The following is a 16,474-nucleotide window of genomic DNA, read 5'->3' on the forward strand; positions in this document are numbered from 1 at the left end:
AAACGCTGGAACTCGAAAGAATCTAGGCGCCCGCGACGGCAATCATGCCGACTGCCGCCAGCGCCAACAGCATTCCCGCTTGTTGCACGCGGCTTACCCGCTCGCCCAACATCACCATGGCGAGCAGAACCGTCGCAGCCGGATACAGCGAACCGATCACGCTGACCAGTGAGAGCATTCCGCCTTGGAAGGCGTAGATCATCGTCCCGTTCGCGACGACGTCGAGGACGCTGACGTACACCGCGAGTTTGAGTGGCTCGCCTCGTGGGAGAACGAAGTGACCGGCCGCCAGCGCGACCAACCACACCACGACGGTCGCGGCGCCGCGAGATACGGCCAACGCCCACAGTCCGCTGCCCTCGCCGATCTGGTGAAGTGCGATGAACGAGAGAGCAAATGCGCCGCCGCTTCCGACGGTCAGAAGCGCCACTTGCCTGGTGAAGCGGAGAGTGATTCCGCCGGCGACCTCACCCGCGGTGTCGTCAGGCGACTCGCGGCTGACCAGGACGACGGCGACCAGCGCGACGGCAATACCCAGGTACGCGATCAACCCCGGCCGCTCACCGAATGCGAATCCGACGAGGACCGGAATACCCGCCACCAGAACAGCTGTCAGCGGCGAGACCACCGACATGGGGCCAGTTGCCAGCGCGAGATAGAACCACCACACCGCCAGACCACTCGTGACGCCCGCGATCGCGCCCCAGATCAAACCGTTCAGCGTCAGCGTCCCGGAAACGAAAGGTGCTGCGATCAGAACGATGACGAGCGAGAGCGGATACGAGACGATCACCACACGCAGTGCGGCAACTCGTCGTGATGCAACTCCCCCGACGAAGTCGCTGACTCCGTAGGCAACTGCCGCCACGAGGGCAAGCAGGATGGAGGTCAGCGCATGCCCTTGATACGACGACCGAGCTCGCGAGTCACCTCGCGCTCGGCGGTCCGCTTGGCCATGTCCTGGCGCTTGTCGTAGTCCTGCTTACCCTTTGCCAGCGCGAGTTCGACCTTGACCTTGCCGTCGTTGAAGTACATCGACAGCGGAACCAGTGTCTGGTTTCCCTCGCGGGTCTTGCCGACGAGGTGCTCGATCTCACGCTTGTGCAGCAGGAGCTTTCGGGTGCGACGCGGTGAGTGGTTGTTCCACGTGCCTTGCGTGTACTCCGGAATGTGCAACGAGCGCAACCACACTTCGCCGTTGTCCACGGTGGCGAATGCATCAACGAGCGACGCCTTGCCTTCACGCAGACTCTTGACCTCGGTCCCGACGAGCGCGATACCGGCCTCGTAGGTGTCGATGATCGTGTAGTTGTGGCGTGCTTTGCGATTGGTCGCAATGACCTTGCGGCCCTTTTCCTTCACTGTCCGGGCCTCTCAGTCCGCTGTCTTGCTGTCGAATGGTTCTTGCTGTTCCAGCATAGAAGCTCGTGCAAACCGATTATTCGCGGACGTACAGACGCAGTGTCACGTACGCCGTCACCGCGGCCATTCCGACGCCGGCAAGTACGAGGATCGGCGAGACGAACAGCACGTCACTGTTGGAGATCCGCGCCACGATATTGGCTTCGTAGACATCGGACAGGACCCCGTCGATGAAGACGTTCTTCGCCGTGAACAGTCCGGCAATGGCGAGCACCGCACCGATCAAGGCCGCCACGACGGCTTCGAGGAGGAACGGAAGCTGGGTGTACCACCGCGTCGCGCCGACCAACCGCATGATGTTGACCTCGGTACGACGCGTGAACGCGGCGATCTGGACCATGTTGGCGATCAGCAGGATGGCCGCGATCGCCTGGACGATCGCGATCGCGAACGCTGCGTTGCGCACTCCACCGAGCACACTGAACAGTCGGTCCACCAACTCGCGCTGATTGAGCACACTCTCGACGCCGGGCCTCGAACCGAAGGTGTCGTTGATGACGCCGAACCGCTCCGGGTCACTGAGCTTGACCTTGAACGACGCCGGGAAGCTGTCCGGGCTCACCAGCGCTGCCAGCTCGGGCTGGTCCTTGAACACGCGCTCGGTGGCGTCCTTCACGGCGTCTTCGCGGTTGAGGTACTGAACCGCGACGACGGACGGAGTCTGCTCGAGTTCCTTGCGCAACGAACTGCAGATCTCCTGCTCGCAACCGGGATCAGCCGAAGAGATGTCGTCGGTCAGGAAGATCTGCACCTCGACGCGTTCGAGGAAGATCTGCTGGGTCTTGCCTGCCATCTGCACGACCAGCAGACCACCGCCAAAGAGACCGAGGGAGATCGCCGTCGTCAAGATCATGGCGATGGTCATCGTGATGTTGCGGCGTAGGCCGGTCAGTACTTCGCTGAAAATAAAGCTGGCGCGCATCGGGGAATCCGATTCCTTTTCGAGAGGCCGGTTGTTTCACGACAACCGGTGGGCGTACGGGACGTGTGGTCGTAGTCGGCGCTACCTGCCGACGCCGTACACACCCCGCGCTTCGTCTCTGGTCACCTTGCCGAGATCGAGTTCGATGACGCGTCGACGCATGGAGTCGACGATGTGGTGATCGTGGGTCGCCATCACGACGGTGGTGCCTGTGCGGTTGATCCGCTCGAGCAGCAGCATGATGTCCTGGCTCGTTTCGGGGTCCAGGTTGCCGGTGGGCTCGTCGGCGAGCAGCACGAGCGGGCGGTTCACGAATGCGCGGGCGATGGCGACGCGCTGCTGCTCACCGCCGGAGAGTTCGGTGGGCAGTCGATCGGCTTTGCCGGCCAGACCGACCATGTCGAGAACCTCGGGCACAGTGCGCGCGATGACGTTGCGGGGTTTGCCGATGACTTCCAACGCAAAGGCGACGTTCTCGGACACCGTCTTCTGCTGAAGCAGGCGGAAGTCCTGGAAAACACAGCCCATGCTCTGGCGAAGCTTCGGCACGCGGCGGGCCGCCAACTTGTTGACGTGGAAATCCGCCACCTCGATGTCACCGGACGTGGGCGACTCCATCTTGAGCAGCAACCGCATGAACGTCGACTTGCCAGAGCCGGAGGGGCCGATGAGGAAGACGAACTCCCCCTTCTCCACCTCCACGCTGACTTTGTCGAGCGCCGGCCTGGTGGAGGCCTTGTAGGACTTCGACACATTCTTCATGCTGATCACAACTAGCCAGTCTAGCCGTTATCTAACGGTGACCTTGGCGCCACGCGCGAGCACCCTCGTCCTTATCCGGTACCGGTGGTCGCAGGTGACTGTGGCACCGACGTCGGTGCCTGCATTGCCGCACCAGGTTGCGGGACGGTCGTCGTCGCAGGAGTCGTCGGCACTGTGGTCGCAGACTGTTCGGCGTTTCCCGGAGCAGGCGCTGGACCAGAAGTCGGCGTCGGAGAACCGGAGCTGCCCGTACTCGATTCCGAGGACGGAGCCTCGGAGGTGGTCGTCTGCTCGGTCGAGGACGGCACGGGGGTCGTCGTCGACGGTTTGACCGATGGAGCGATGTACGGCTCGGTGACTGACGTGTCGACGCTGGGCGGCGGAGTTGCTGCCGTTTCTTCCGGATTGAGGTACGTGTGCAGCAGATACGTGAGGATCCAGGCGACCACGAGAATGAACGTCGAGGTGCGCATCCGGCCACCGAAGATCCGTGACGGAAGCCAGTCCAGGTGAATCAGGCGGTCGAGTCCGCGGCGCGGTTCCTGATCGGTCATTCGCTCGCCTCCTCGGTCCGTGCGGTGTGCAGATCCGGTGACACCGTGATCCCCTGACGTCGCAGTGCTGCGGCGACGCGGACACGAAGTGCTCGCCCGACCTGGAATTGTTTGCCAGGCAGCGTGCGCGCAACCATCCGCACGTTGACCTGATCGACCTCGAGGCTTTCGACGCCCATGACAGTGGGCTCGTCGAGCAGCAGTTTCTTGAGTCCACGGTCAGCCATCGCGTCGACTCCGACCTGACGAAGTACCTCGTTGACCCGGGTGAGGTCGGCAGTCGCCGGAACCGGAACGTCGATGACGGCGCGTGCCCAGTCCTTGGACAGGTTGGTCGCTTTCACGATCTGGCCGTTGGGAACGGTGATGACCTCGCCGTCGGAGTTTCTCATCCGCGTCACGCGCAGGGTCACGTCCTCGATGACACCTTCGGCGTCGTCGGAGGAGCCGGTGATCGCAAGCCGGACGGTGTCACCGAAGCCGTACTGGCGTTCGGTGATGATGAAGAAACCGGCAAGAATGTCCTGCACGACGCGCTGTGCACCGAAACCGAGCGCCGCACCGAGAACAGTTGCCGGCGCCACGAGACTGCCGATCGGCAAATTCAGTTGGTCGAGAACCTTCAGCGTCGCGATCACGTAGATGAACGTGATGACCACCCAGGTGATGACCTGCGCGACCGAGTGGCGATGCTTGGTCGCCTCGGAGCGAACCAGCGCATCGCCCAACTGATAGTTGGAGTCGATCTGGTCGGTGACCTTGTTGCCGCCCCAACTGACCAACCGGGCGAGAATCATCGCGCCGAGCACGGTCATGAGGACGGACAAACCGGTGGTTTGAAGCCAATCGAGCAGGTTCTGCCCAGGTCGAAGTAAAGTCATCGTGCCTTTCGGTATCCGAACGCTATGCGGACTGGTTCTCGCTCATGCGCCAGCGAATGCCGGCCTCGAGGAACCCGTCGATGTCGCCGTCGAGCACTGCCGACGGGTTGTTGACCTCGTACTCGGTACGCAGGTCCTTGACCATCTGGTACGGATGCAGAACGTAGGAACGCATCTGGTTGCCCCACGAGCTGCCGCTGTCGCCCTTGAGCGCATCCATCTCGGCGCGCTCTTCCTGACGCTTGACCGCGAGCAGCTTGGCCTGCAGGACGCGCATCGCCGACACCTTGTTCTGGAGCTGCGACTTCTCGTTCTGACAGGTGACGACGATTCCCGTCGGGATGTGTGTGAGTCGAACGGCGGAGTCAGTGGTGTTCACGGACTGGCCACCCGGACCGGACGAGCGGTAGACGTCGACGCGGATGTCGTTCTCGTTGATCTCGATGTGGTCGGTCGTCTCGACGACCGGCAGGACCTCGACCTCGGCGAACGACGTCTGGCGACGCCCCTGGTTGTCGAACGGGCTGATTCGGACGAGCCGGTGGGTGCCCATCTCGACGGACAGCGTTCCGTAGGTGTACGGGCCCTTGATCGCGAACGTCGCGCTCTTGAGTCCGGCTTCTTCGGCGTACGACGTGTCGTAGACCTCGACGCCGTAGTCGTGCTTCTCCGCCCAGCGGATGTACATACGCATGAGCATCTCGGCCCAGTCTGCGGCGTCGATACCGCCGGCGCCGGAGCGGATGTTGATGAGTGCGTCGCGCTCGTCGTACTCGCCCGACAGCATGGTCTTGACTTCCATCGCCGCGATGTCGTCACGCAGGCTCGCTCGCTCGGCGTCGGCATCGGCCACCGCGTCGGGGCCTTCGTCTTCTGCCAGTTCGTAGAGGATCGGCATCTCGTCGAGCCGCTCGCGCAGTGCAACGATGCGGCGAAGCTCCGCCTGGGCGTGGGAGAGCTGGCTGGTGACCTGCTGGGCGTGTTCCTGGTCGTTCCACAGACCGGGGTCGGCCGCCTGGTGCTCGAGCTCGTCGATGCGTCGGCGCAGCTCCTCGACGTCCACAACCGATTCGCAGGTGCGAAGGGTGGTGTCGAGGGCGTTCAGGTCTGCAATTACGTCGGGATGCACGGTTCTCAAGGCTACCGGGTGCCGACCTGGGCTCTGCTGTGCGTCACCCTGTCCGCTCCCCCGTGCGTCACCTATTGGGATCACCGCGACTGGAAGCCTTGCCAACCAGGGTCCGAGGGAACCTACTGGAGTGATGACTGTCACCGACGAATACCTGCAGAACAACGCCGCCTACGCCGAGCAGTTCACCGGTCCGCTCCCCCTCCCACCCAGCAAGCACGTTGCCGTTCTCGCCTGCATGGACGCCCGCATCGACGTCTATCGGGTGCTGGGGATCCAGGAAGGTGAATCGCACGTCATCCGCAATGCGGGTGGAGTCGTCACCGACGACGAGATCCGATCCCTCGCCATCAGCCAGCGTCTGCTGGGAACTACCGAGATCATCCTCATCCACCACACCGACTGCGGAATGCTGACGTTCACCGACGACGACTTCAAGCGATCCATCCAGGACGAGATCGGCGTCAAACCAAACTGGGCTGCCGAATCGTTCCCCGACATCGACGAGGACGTCCGTCAGTCGTTGAAGCGCATCGAGAACAGTCCGTTCGTCACCGCGACGACCTCCCTACGCGGATTCGTCTTCGACGTCGCCACCGGAAAGCTGAACGAAGTCCTCCCCGTTTGAGCCGGTAGGTTGTGTACCCGTGACCGATCGCGCATCCGACCTCGCACTAGCCCTCCGTATCGCCGACGAGGCTGACGCGATCACTCGCGCCCGCTTCGGTGCGCTCGATCTTCGAGTCGACGACAAGCCGGACCTCACCCCTGTCTCGGACGCCGACCTCGCTGTCGAGCGTGCAGTGCGCGCGACACTCGGTGAGCACCGACCGGAGGATTCCGTACTGGGCGAAGAATTCGGCGGCGACGCAGTCTTCGAGGGCAGGCAGTGGGTGGTCGACCCCATCGACGGGACCAAGAACTTCGTCCGCAACGTACCGGTGTGGGCCACGCTGATCAGCTTGCTCGAGGACGGCGTCCCCGTTATCGGCGTCGTGAGCGCACCCGCCCTGAATCGGCGATGGTGGGCTGCAACAGGTTTGGGCGCACATACGTCCTTCGGGGACAGTGATGCGCGGGCGATCCAGGTATCCGCCGTCGATCGCAGCGAGTCAGCGAGCCTGAGCTTCTCGAGCCTCTCGGGGTGGAAGGACCGCGGAATTCGCGATCAGTTCGTCGAACTCACCGACCACGTATGGCGCGTGCGCGGTTACGGGGACTTCTTCTCCTACTGCCTAGTGGCCGAAGGCGCCGTCGACATTGCTGCCGAACCCGAGGTTTCCCTGTGGGATCTGGCAGCGCTCGACGTATTGGTCCGTGAGGCCGGCGGCGCGTTCACCGATCTGGTCGGCGGCGCAGGTCCGCACGGCGGCAGCGCGGTCGCCACCAACGGACTGCTGCACGAAGACGTTCTAGCCCGCCTGCGGTAACCACCCGGATACCAGAACATCCCACCCGCCGCAAGGGTCCGAGGGAGGAGTTCCGACAGGCCCGTCGGCAGGATTCAGCACGACATCTCGGCCCGTTGACTGGAAGTAGTTGATCACGCACTACTTCCAGGAGAACGATGAACCGGATTTCCAGGCGCACGATTCTGTTCGGTCTGGCCGCAGCGCCCCTCGGGCTCGCGGTGGGCTGCGGCGCCGACCCGGCAGCGAAGAGCGCCACGTTGGCGGAGGCCGGAACTTCGCGTCCGCTACCGATTCCGCCGCTTGCCGAATCCACCGTCGACGACGCAGGTGTTCGCCACTTCACACTTCGTGCCGGTGCCGGGACCACCGAGATCGTCGCGGGAAAACTCACCGACACTTGGGGTTTCAACGGATCCATTCTGGGGCCCACCGTCCGCGCCGAACGCGGAGAATCTGTCGCATTCACGATCGACAACACACTGGCAGAGCCCACGACCGTCCATTGGCACGGCATGCATCTGCCCGCCAGATACGACGGTGGCCCGCACCAGACCATCGAAGCCGGCGGACGCTGGGAACCGGCGTGGACGATCGGTCAGCCGGCGTCGACGCTCTGGTATCACCCACACCCGCACGGATCCACCGAACGGCACGTGCAGCGCGGTCTTGCCGGACTGTTCCTGATCGACGATGCCGACACCCGGGCGTTGGACATCCCCAAAACCTATGGTGTCGACGATGTTCCGCTGATAATCCAGGATCGTCGATTCCTCGCCGACGGCAGCTTCGACGAATCAGATCCGACCGACATCGGCCTGCTCGGCGACACGATCGTCACCAACGGCATCTCCGACGCCTACCTCGACGTCACCACCGGGGTCGTCCGGTTGCGCATCCTGAACGGCTCTTCCGGCCGTCTCTACAACCTGGGGTTCCCCGACGACCGCACGTTCGATCTGATTGCCACCGACGGCGGGCTGCTCGAATCACCGATTGCGATCAAGCGGATTCAGCTCAGCCCCGGCGAACGAGCCGAGATCGTGGTTCGCGTCGACCCCGGTGCGACGACCACACTGGTGTCGTTCCCGATCGAGGACGGCGGTGGCGTGAGTTCCTCCGACGCCGAGAACTTCGGCATGAACGACCGCTTCGACATCATCGAGCTGCGGGGGGTTGCCAGCCGCGCGTCACGGTCGACTCTCCCGGCGCAGTTGGCCGCACTGCCGCGTCTCGATCCGTCGAAGGCAAGCGTTTCCCGAACCTTCGATCTGCAGTGGTACATGATCAACGGGCAACGAATGGACATGAACCGCATCGACTTCGAGGCGGAGGTCGGCGCGACCGAGGTGTGGACGATCACCAACAAGGACAACTGGCCACACAATTTCCATGTCCACGACGTACAGTTCCAGATCCTCGACGTCGACGGTCGCACTCCCCCGCCGCACTTGCGCGGACTCAAGGACACCGTCTACACACCGCCGGGCAGCAGGGTTCGCGTCGCACTGCAGTGGTCCGAGTACACCGATCCCACGTTCCCGTACATGTTCCACTGCCACCTGCTGATGCACGAGGACCAAGGGATGATGGGCCAATTCCTCGTCCTCGAACCGGGACAGAAGGCGGCTCCGATGCAGATGGACATGCCGATGGACATGCCGATGCCTGGTTCGCACTCCGGTCACTGAAAGTTCTGCAAGTGGTACACAGCGAGGCGAACCCGATTGTCGCAACCGGTCTTCGACATCAGGTTCGCCACGTGCGTCTTCACCGTGGTCACACCCAGATGCAGTGAGTCTGCGATCTCCTGATTGCTCTTCCCTTCTGCCACCAGTGCGAGGACCTGCGATTCGCGATCGGTCAGCGGAACCCTCTCTGTCACCGCAGTGTCTGCGATACCACCGATCACCGCTCGATCCACAACGCGGCGGAGAAGTTCCGGAGTGAACACCATCTCGCCCTCGGCGCCCCGCCGAATGGCGCCGAGCAGCTCGGCGGGTTCGGTATCCTTGACGAAGAACCCCGAAGCCCCCGCGGCGAGTGCGGGATACAGATGATCGTCGTCGTCGAAGGTGGTCAGCACGAGAATGCGTGCTCGACGACCGGCCTTGACGATCTGCTGCGTGGCACCGATCCCGTCCAGCCCGGGCATTCTCAAGTCCATCAGAATCACGTCGGGATCCAATTCGGCAGCGAGTGCTACCGCCTCGACGCCGTTCGACGCCTCACCGGCCACGGTCATGTCCTCGGCTGCAGCGCACAGCATCCGCAAACCGGCGCGCACCAGTCGCTGGTCGTCGACGATCAGCACGCTGATCACGAGACACCGCCCGAGACAACCAGTGGAATACTCACGTGCACTTCCCATTTCCCGTCACTGTTCGTGCCGGCGGTCATCTCGCCGCCGACCAACTCCGCGCGCTCCCGCATTCCCACCAGGCCATGACCTGCATTCCGGGGCGATCCCTCGACGTCGTTGACAACCCTGACATGCACCCGGTTGTCATCGCGACCGACCGAGACCGATACCAGCCCCTTCTTGTCGCCATGCTTCATGACGTTGGTCAGTGATTCCTGAATCACCCGCAACAACGTCAGCCTCCCGATCGCGTCGAGATCGGCTGCGCCTGACTCGACATTCTCCTGGGTATCGAAAACCGACTGCACCTCGAAACCTGCCGCACGCACACGATCTATCGCCGCACCGATTTCCGCGTCTACGGCATCCGGCTCGACCAGAGCGACCTCACCGAGCGAAGGATCACGAAGTGCGACCAGAAGCCGACGGATATCGGCCAACGCATCCGACGCCGTCGCACGCACATCCGCGAGGACCTCACGCACGGCCTCGTCCTGGGGCGCCAAGACATGTTGAGCCACGCCGATTCTCAGGACGATCGATGCCATGTGGTGTGCAACCAGGTCGTGCAGTTCGCGGGCGAGCGCACTGCGCTCCGCAGCGCGGGTCTGCGCAAGATTGTTCGCGGCCAATTCACGCTGCGAGCGCAGATACAGTCCGAGCAGCAGTGGCAACCCCACGTACGCAAGCACTTTCACAGCCGTGGTGACCGAGAAGAATGCTTCGTGAGATTCGAACCAGATCCCCGCGAGCACCGAACCGCACCATCCTGCTGCCGATACGGCAACCATTTCTCTGCGCTCGGCCCGCATCGTGACGTCGACGACGGCGACAGCCCCGAGATACGGAACAAGTTCGGACAGCCCCCAGGCGTCGGCGACGAACATCGGAACGGCGAGCGCCGAGATGGCCAGGGACGCGAAGACCGGCCATCGACGGCCGGCGACGAAGGCGAGCGCCGACAGCATCGACAGCATCCAGTAGGTGACGGGAACTCGATACTCCCCCGGATACGTGCTGGCGATCAACAGGCACGGGACCACCACCAACGGCGCGTAGCGCATATATCGCTGTATCCGATCTGGCACCTCTGTCCGGCTCACCCCTCGAGCCTATGACGCGCATCATTTCGCGGTTTCTCGACAACAGACCTTACTGATGAGTAAGATAAAAATCGTCCAACGCCCCAACACCGAGAAACAGCTGGTGATCATGACCAAGCAAGACAGTGTTGCCCCCGACAAGAGCGCTCAGCGCAGCGAATCGGGCGCGCAGCGCGGCGGCGCCAAGGGTGCGCCCCGCGACACGTCCGCCGTCGGCCTGAACCCGATCAAACGCGACGCCATGGGCGCAGCCATGCGTGTGCTTACCAAGATCACCGGTTCGGAACTGGCCGAGAAATTCAATCTGCGTCAGACCATCGATCGCGTGACCTACGAGGGCACCAAGACGGGCTTCAAAACCCTGGGTGCCGCCACTCGAGGATTCCAGAAGGTCTCGGGCAACGGCGCACCCAAGCGCCTGCCCGACAACCCGAGCAAGAACGCCGACTACTTCGATCTCACCCCGGACGACGACCAGAGGATGATCGTCGAGACGGTGCGTGAGTTCGCGGCCGAGATCCTGCGTCCCGCGGCCTACGACGCCGACGGCGCAGCTCAGGCCCCCGCCGATCTCTCCAAGCGCGCGGCCGAGCTCGGTATCACGCTGATCAACGTTCCCGAAGAACTCGACGGAGCAGCCGCCGATCGCGGCGCAGTCACCAATTCTCTTGTTGCCGAGGCACTTGCGCACGGAGACATGGGACTTGCACTTCCGATCCTCGCACCGAGCGGTGTTGCAGTTGCACTGACGCAGTGGGGCACCGACGCGCAGCAGAAGACCTACCTTCCGGCCTTCACCGGCGAGCAGGTCCCCGGCGCAGCAGTGGTGGTCAACGAACCACGCGCACTGTTCGATCCGTTTGCCCTGCAGACCAAGGCAGTGCGCTCCCCCAGCGGCTACAAGCTCAACGGCGTCAAGAGCTTGGTGCCCGCCGCGGCTACGTCCGAACTATTCGTCATCGCCGCGGAACTCGACGGCAAGCCGTCCTTCTTCATCGTCGAATCCGACACCAAGGGACTCGTCGTCGAAGCAGATCCCAGCATGGGTCTGCGCGCCGCCGGCCTGGGTCGCCTGATCCTCACCGACGTCGCTGTGTCGGAGTCCGCGCTGCTCGGCGACGGTGACGCCGAGCAGCGCAAGGCCGAATACGCCGACGCGATTCGCCTGGCTCGCCTCGGTTGGGCGTCCATGGCCGTCGGCACCAGCCAGGCAGTTCTCGACTACGTGATTCCGTACGTCAACGAGCGCGAAGCGTTCGGCGAGCCGATCAGCCACCGCCAGGCGGTTGCCTTCATGGTCGCCAACATCGGCATCGAACTCGACGGACTGCGTCTGGTCACGCTTCGCGGCGCTTCACGCGCCGAGCAGGGCTTGTCCTTCGCTCGCGAATCCGCTCTGGCCCGGAAGCTGGCTTCCGAGAAGGGCATGCAGATCGGCCTCGACGGTGTGCAACTCCTCGGTGGACACGGGTTCACCAAGGAACACCCGGTCGAGCGCTGGTACCGCGACCTCCGTGCCATCGGCGTTGCCGAGGGCATCGTCCTCATCTGACGCCGCTGAACTTCCAGGAGAACCACGATGATCAACCTCGAACTTCCCAAGAAGCTCAAAGCATCAGCGAACCAGGCACATCAGGTCGCGGCGCAGATCTTCCGACCCATTTCACGTAAGTACGATCTCGCTGAGCACGAGTATCCCGTCGAGCTCGACACCATGGCCGCCATGGTCGAAGGCCTCTCCGATTCCGGTGGAGACATCGGCGGTGCCAGCGGCGGACGATCCGACGCGAGCGCCAAGGGTGGCAACGCCAACGGCGGCAACATGTCTGCGCTCCTCAACTCGCTCGAAACATCTTGGGGCGACGTCGGACTCATGCTCTCGATCCCCTACCAGGGGCTCGGCAACGCCGCGATCGCCGCAGTGTCCACCGACGAACAGCTCGAACGTTTCGGCAAGGTGTGGGCCTCGATGGCCATCACCGAACCGAGCTTCGGTTCCGACTCCGCCGCAGTGACCACCACCGCCGTTCTCGACGGCGACGAGTGGGTTCTCAACGGCGAGAAGATCTTCGTCACCGCCGGTGAGCGTTCGACGCACATCGTCGTGTGGGCGTCGGTCGACAAGTCGAAGGGCCGAGCGGCCATCAAGTCGTTCGTCGTTCCGCGTGACGCACCGGGCCTGAGCGTTGCTCGCCTCGAGCACAAGCTGGGCATCAAGGCCTCCGACACCGCAGTACTCCTGCTCCAGGATTGCCGCATTCCCGCGGACAACATCCTCGGCAGCCCTGAGGTCAACGTCGAGCAGGGCTTTGCCGGCGTCATGCAGACGTTCGACAACACCCGGCCCCTCGTTGCAGCCATGGCCGTCGGCGTCGGACGCGCAGCTCTCGAAGAACTGCGCGGCATCCTGACCGAAGCCGGTGTCGAGATCTCCTACGACACACCGGTCTACAACCAGCATGCAGCTGCAGCCGAGTTCATCCGTTTGGAAGCCGACTGGGAGGCCGCGTACCTGCTGTCTCTGCGCGCGGCGTGGATGGCGGACAACAAGAAGCCGAACTCGCTCGAAGCGTCCATGTCCAAGGCGAAGGCCGGCCGCACCGGCACCGACGTGACGCTCAAGGCAGTCGAGTTGGCCGGCACTTACGGCTACTCGCAGCGCCCGTTGCTCGAGAAGTGGGGCCGCGACTCGAAGATTCTCGACATCTTCGAGGGCACCCAGCAGATCCAGCAGCTGATCGTCGCACGCCGCCTGCTCGGAAAGTCTTCCGCCGAACTGAAGTGACGGTCGAACTGAAGTGACGGTCGCACAGACCCGATCCCGAAACACTCCGCCCCGCCACCTTTCGAGGTGGCGGGGCGGACTGCTCGGTCGCCATCGTGAAACTTCACCACCGAAACCTGATTGCCCATTAGTGTGTAATCAGTCCTACAACGACGCTCGGAAGAGGTTCACGTATGCCCGGATTGGTCACCAAGGTCACTGACACCATCGGCGCGGCGGGGGTCATGTTCCGAGCCGGACTCGTCCCGTTCCCTCGCCTCGATCGCGGGCTCAAATCCATTGCAGCCGTGGACAAGTACGGACCCTTTGCCGGTCCGGTCCATGCACACGCCGAGAACGGCTACGACGCGGTGGCGATCATCGACGAGCGCGGACCCATCACCTATGCCGAGCTAGAGCGTCAGAGCAACGCGTTGGTCCGGGCGTGGCAGGCCGACGGCATCACGTCCGACTCGGTCATGGGTGCGATGTGCCGTAACCATCGAGGCTTGGTCCTGACCATGCTGGCGGCAGCGAAGAACGGAACAAAGCTCGTTCTCATGAACACGGGCTTCGCACGGCCCCAACTCGTGGACGTCGCCGCGCGTGAGAAGGTGGTCGCCTTTGTCTACGACGACGAGTTCGCGGACATCGCCGATGCCTTGCCGGAAGACGTCGTCGTCTATCGTTCCTGGCCAGAGGGCACGGCCGCGGACGGTTCCACGGCAACTACTCTCGACGAGGCCATCGCCGGACGCACCACGTCGTCGGTGCCGGCACCCGAGAAGAACGGTGGCTTCGTCCTCCTCACCAGCGGCACAACGGGAACTCCCAAAGGCGCGCCGCGTGGCCACACCTCCCCTCTCGCGTCGGCACAGTTCCTCGACCGCGTGCCGTTGCGCCGCGGACAGACCATGATGATGGCGGCCCCCGCCTTCCACGGAACCGGCGTCTCGCAGTTCGCTCTCGCGTTGGCGCTCGGCCAGACCGTCGTCATGCATCGAAAGTTCGACCCGGAGAACACGATCAAACTTGTCGCACAATACAAGTGCGACAGTCTGGTCGTGGTCCCGACGATGCTCACTCGGATCATCGACCTCGGTCCCGACGTGCTGTCCAAGTACGACACGTCGAACCTGAAGATCATCTTCTCGGCAGGTTCGTCACTCTCACCCGATCTGTGCAAGCGAGTCACGGCCTCGTTCGGCTACGTCCTCTACAACCTGTACGGATCCACCGAGGTCGCGGTGGCGACAGTCGCGACTCCCGAGGATCTGACCATTGCGCCGGGAACCGCGGGCCGCGCGCCGGTGACCTGTCACGTCGAACTGTTCGACGAGAACAACAAGAAGATCACCACCCCACACACGATCGGCAGAATCTTCGTCGCCAGCGGGCTGAGCTTCGAGGGATACACCGACGGGCGTGACAAGGAACGTATCGACGGACTTCTCTCGACCGGCGACGTCGGACACTTCGACGCCAACGGCCTCCTCTTCGTCGACGGCCGCGACGACGACATGATCGTCTCCGGTGGCGAGAACGTCTACCCGCTCGAAGTCGAGAACCTGCTCGCCGATCGAGAGGACGTCTTGGAAGCGGCAGTCATCGGAGTCGAGGACGCCGACTTCGGGCACCGCCTGCGAGCGTTTGTCGTCGTCGCCCACGGCGCCGACCAGAACTCCGACGAGCTGAAGGATCACGTCCGGTCGAATCTCGCGCGCTACAAGGTTCCCCGCGAGATCGTCTTCATCGACGAACTTCCCCGCAACGCCACCGGAAAGCTGTTGCGCCGCGTCCTGATCGAGATGGAGATCAGCGAAGACTGAGCACAGTCACAAAGCGCTGAGCGTCCGGATCAATTCCGCCTCGTCGACGCGAGTGGAGTGCCCGTCGCGGAGCACGACCTCGCCCGCAACCAACACCGTGTCCACGATCTGACGACTGCCCGTCGTGAGAATGGACGCGCCCGGATCTCGCACCGGGAGGCAACCGAAGTCGCGTTCGAACCGAATCATGGTGAGGTCGGCGGGATCGCCCACGGAGATCCCGCCAGACCTGGCCGGCAGACCGAGTGCTGCGTTCGCACCGCCGGATGCGATGTCGATCATGGCTTCGAAGCCGAACAGGTCGGCGCGGCCGCGCGCGGCTCGCTGCACGTAGGCGCCGGTGCGCAGAGTCTCGAGCATGTCCTGAGTGTCGTTGCTGGCTGCGCCGTCCACACCCAACCCCACCGCGATCCCCGCGTCGAGGAAACTCGGGACGGGCGCGATTCCGCTACCGAGGCGCATGTTGCTGACGGGGTTGTACGACACTCCGACGCCGCGCTCCGCCAGCACCTTCTGACCACGGTCGTCGAGTTCGACGCAGTGGACCGCCAGCACCCGGTCCCACAAGAACCCATGGGAATCGAGGTAGTCGACCGCGTTCATGCCCGCGTGTTCGGTACACATCGTGTTGTCGGTCTGCGTCTCGAGCAGGTGAATCGAGACCGTCAGGTCGCGAGCCTGCGCGAACTCACGCACTTCCGACATCCCGTCCGGGGTCAGCGAACGTGGGTTCGGTACCGCGACTGCCACGTCAATGCGGGAACCGGCGACGTCGCGCATCATCTGATCCGTATGTGCGAGAACATCTCCGAGTGGTTGCATGAGCCGCGGATCGAAGCCCCACTTCCTCGTCTTGTCCGCCCGGTCTGCGGTTCCGCGTCCCAGCACCGCACGAATCCCGGTGTCGTGCAACGCCCGGATCACAGCGTCGTGAACCTCGCTGGACGGGTGCGGCCACATGTGTTCGACCAGGGTCGTCGTACCGCTGCGCAATGCCTCCAGCGAGGCTGCGACAGTGGCCGTGTATGCGCGCTCGGGAGTGATCTGAACCGACTCTTCTGCGACCGCGAGTAGCCATTCGAGAAGCGGTGTCCCTTCGGCGATCCCCCGCATCAGTGACTGCTGAAGGTGCGTATGGGTGTTGACGAACCCAGGGATCAGATACGCCCCCGATCCGTCCACACTTCCAGGTGTGGCGGTGCCGGTCGACTTCTCGATCGATTCGACCACCCCATTCGAGACGACGACGTCGCGGCCGGCCAGCCATTGCCCGCCGCTGTACAACGTCACGTCCCGGATGATCGCGTCGGTCATGTTCTTGGGCGCGGTAGTCATCG

General features: G+C 63.5%; 16 protein-coding genes. 6 read left to right on the forward strand and 10 right to left on the reverse strand.

Annotation, left to right across the window (positions count from 1 at the left end):
- Positions 1 to 22: 22 nt before the first annotated feature.
- The 7 genes from QM596_RS13770 to prfB all read right to left on the reverse strand — a co-directional run bounded on the left by QM596_RS13770 (position 23) and on the right by prfB (position 5,670).
- Complete coding sequence (locus QM596_RS13770; RefSeq protein WP_483407283.1) at positions 23 to 892, reverse strand: EamA family transporter; 870 nt, start codon at positions 890 to 892, stop codon at positions 23 to 25.
- Complete coding sequence (gene smpB, locus QM596_RS13775) at positions 889 to 1,362, reverse strand: SsrA-binding protein SmpB (RefSeq protein WP_003942330.1); 474 nt, start codon at positions 1,360 to 1,362, stop codon at positions 889 to 891. The genes QM596_RS13770 and smpB overlap by 4 nt, the downstream gene beginning before the upstream one ends.
- A 76-nt stretch (positions 1,363 to 1,438) precedes the next feature.
- Positions 1,439 to 2,344: a permease-like cell division protein FtsX gene (gene ftsX / locus QM596_RS13780; protein WP_003942367.1), complete on the reverse strand. Its 906-nt coding sequence runs from the start codon at positions 2,342 to 2,344 to the stop codon at positions 1,439 to 1,441.
- A gap of 81 nt (positions 2,345 to 2,425) precedes the next feature.
- The gene (ftsE, locus tag QM596_RS13785) at positions 2,426 to 3,106 is read right to left on the reverse strand and encodes a cell division ATP-binding protein FtsE (protein WP_020969258.1); all 681 of its coding nucleotides are present in this window, start codon (positions 3,104 to 3,106) and stop codon (positions 2,426 to 2,428) included.
- A 71-nt stretch (positions 3,107 to 3,177) separates the two neighbouring features.
- Entirely contained in the window at positions 3,178 to 3,660 is a 483-nt protein-coding gene (locus tag QM596_RS13790) for an Rv3103c transmembrane domain-containing protein (RefSeq protein ID WP_046378360.1), read from the reverse strand.
- Positions 3,657 to 4,541, reverse strand: a complete 885-nt coding sequence (locus tag QM596_RS13795) for a mechanosensitive ion channel family protein (RefSeq protein WP_019747849.1) — start codon at positions 4,539 to 4,541, stop codon at positions 3,657 to 3,659. The genes QM596_RS13790 and QM596_RS13795 overlap by 4 nt, the downstream gene beginning before the upstream one ends.
- 22 nt (positions 4,542 to 4,563) lie before the next feature.
- Positions 4,564 to 5,670 (reverse strand): peptide chain release factor 2, encoded by a 1,107-nt coding sequence (prfB, locus tag QM596_RS13800; RefSeq protein WP_003942364.1) that lies wholly within the window; start codon positions 5,668 to 5,670, stop codon positions 4,564 to 4,566.
- A 133-nt stretch (positions 5,671 to 5,803) separates the two neighbouring features.
- Between prfB and QM596_RS13805 the strand changes: the two genes are divergently transcribed.
- The 3 genes from QM596_RS13805 to QM596_RS13815 all read left to right on the forward strand — a co-directional run bounded on the left by QM596_RS13805 (position 5,804) and on the right by QM596_RS13815 (position 8,770).
- Complete coding sequence (locus tag QM596_RS13805) at positions 5,804 to 6,298, forward strand: beta-class carbonic anhydrase (protein WP_283309207.1); 495 nt, start codon at positions 5,804 to 5,806, stop codon at positions 6,296 to 6,298.
- A 19-nt stretch (positions 6,299 to 6,317) separates the two neighbouring features.
- Positions 6,318 to 7,100: a histidinol-phosphatase gene (gene hisN / locus QM596_RS13810; protein ID WP_283309208.1), complete on the forward strand. Its 783-nt coding sequence runs from the start codon at positions 6,318 to 6,320 to the stop codon at positions 7,098 to 7,100.
- A gap of 137 nt (positions 7,101 to 7,237) precedes the next feature.
- Complete coding sequence (locus tag QM596_RS13815) at positions 7,238 to 8,770, forward strand: multicopper oxidase family protein (protein ID WP_021334336.1); 1,533 nt, start codon at positions 7,238 to 7,240, stop codon at positions 8,768 to 8,770.
- Here the strand turns inward: QM596_RS13815 and QM596_RS13820 are convergent.
- Both QM596_RS13820 and QM596_RS13825 read right to left on the reverse strand, forming a co-directional pair.
- Positions 8,764 to 9,402 (reverse strand): response regulator, encoded by a 639-nt coding sequence (locus QM596_RS13820; protein ID WP_283309209.1) that lies wholly within the window; start codon positions 9,400 to 9,402, stop codon positions 8,764 to 8,766. The two genes, QM596_RS13815 and QM596_RS13820, sit on opposite strands and share 7 nt — an antisense overlap.
- Positions 9,399 to 10,505, reverse strand: a complete 1,107-nt coding sequence (locus QM596_RS13825; RefSeq protein ID WP_283309331.1) for a sensor histidine kinase — start codon at positions 10,503 to 10,505, stop codon at positions 9,399 to 9,401. The genes QM596_RS13820 and QM596_RS13825 overlap by 4 nt, the downstream gene beginning before the upstream one ends.
- Before the next feature lie 142 nt (positions 10,506 to 10,647).
- On the opposite strand from QM596_RS13825, the gene QM596_RS13830 reads away from it, so the two are divergent.
- The 3 genes from QM596_RS13830 (at position 10,648) to QM596_RS13840 (ending at position 15,137) form a co-directional block, all read left to right on the forward strand.
- The gene (locus QM596_RS13830) at positions 10,648 to 12,096 is read left to right on the forward strand and encodes an acyl-CoA dehydrogenase family protein (protein ID WP_024487214.1); all 1,449 of its coding nucleotides are present in this window, start codon (positions 10,648 to 10,650) and stop codon (positions 12,094 to 12,096) included.
- Between the two features lie 27 nt (positions 12,097 to 12,123).
- Positions 12,124 to 13,329, forward strand: a complete 1,206-nt coding sequence (locus QM596_RS13835; RefSeq protein ID WP_003942363.1) for an acyl-CoA dehydrogenase family protein — start codon at positions 12,124 to 12,126, stop codon at positions 13,327 to 13,329.
- A gap of 173 nt (positions 13,330 to 13,502) precedes the next feature.
- On the forward strand, positions 13,503 to 15,137 hold the full coding sequence (locus tag QM596_RS13840) for an acyl-CoA synthetase (protein ID WP_019747842.1): 1,635 nt from the start codon (positions 13,503 to 13,505) through the stop codon (positions 15,135 to 15,137).
- Positions 15,138 to 15,143: 6 nt separating this feature from the next.
- On the opposite strand, the gene QM596_RS13845 is transcribed toward QM596_RS13840, so the two are convergent.
- Complete coding sequence (locus QM596_RS13845; RefSeq protein WP_113682994.1) at positions 15,144 to 16,472, reverse strand: amidohydrolase family protein; 1,329 nt, start codon at positions 16,470 to 16,472, stop codon at positions 15,144 to 15,146.
- Between the last annotated feature and the right edge of the window lie 2 nt (positions 16,473 to 16,474).

It is taken from the genome of Rhodococcus sp. IEGM 1406, from assembly GCF_030056745.1.
Lineage (GTDB): Bacteria > Actinomycetota > Actinomycetes > Mycobacteriales > Mycobacteriaceae > Rhodococcus_F > Rhodococcus_F erythropolis.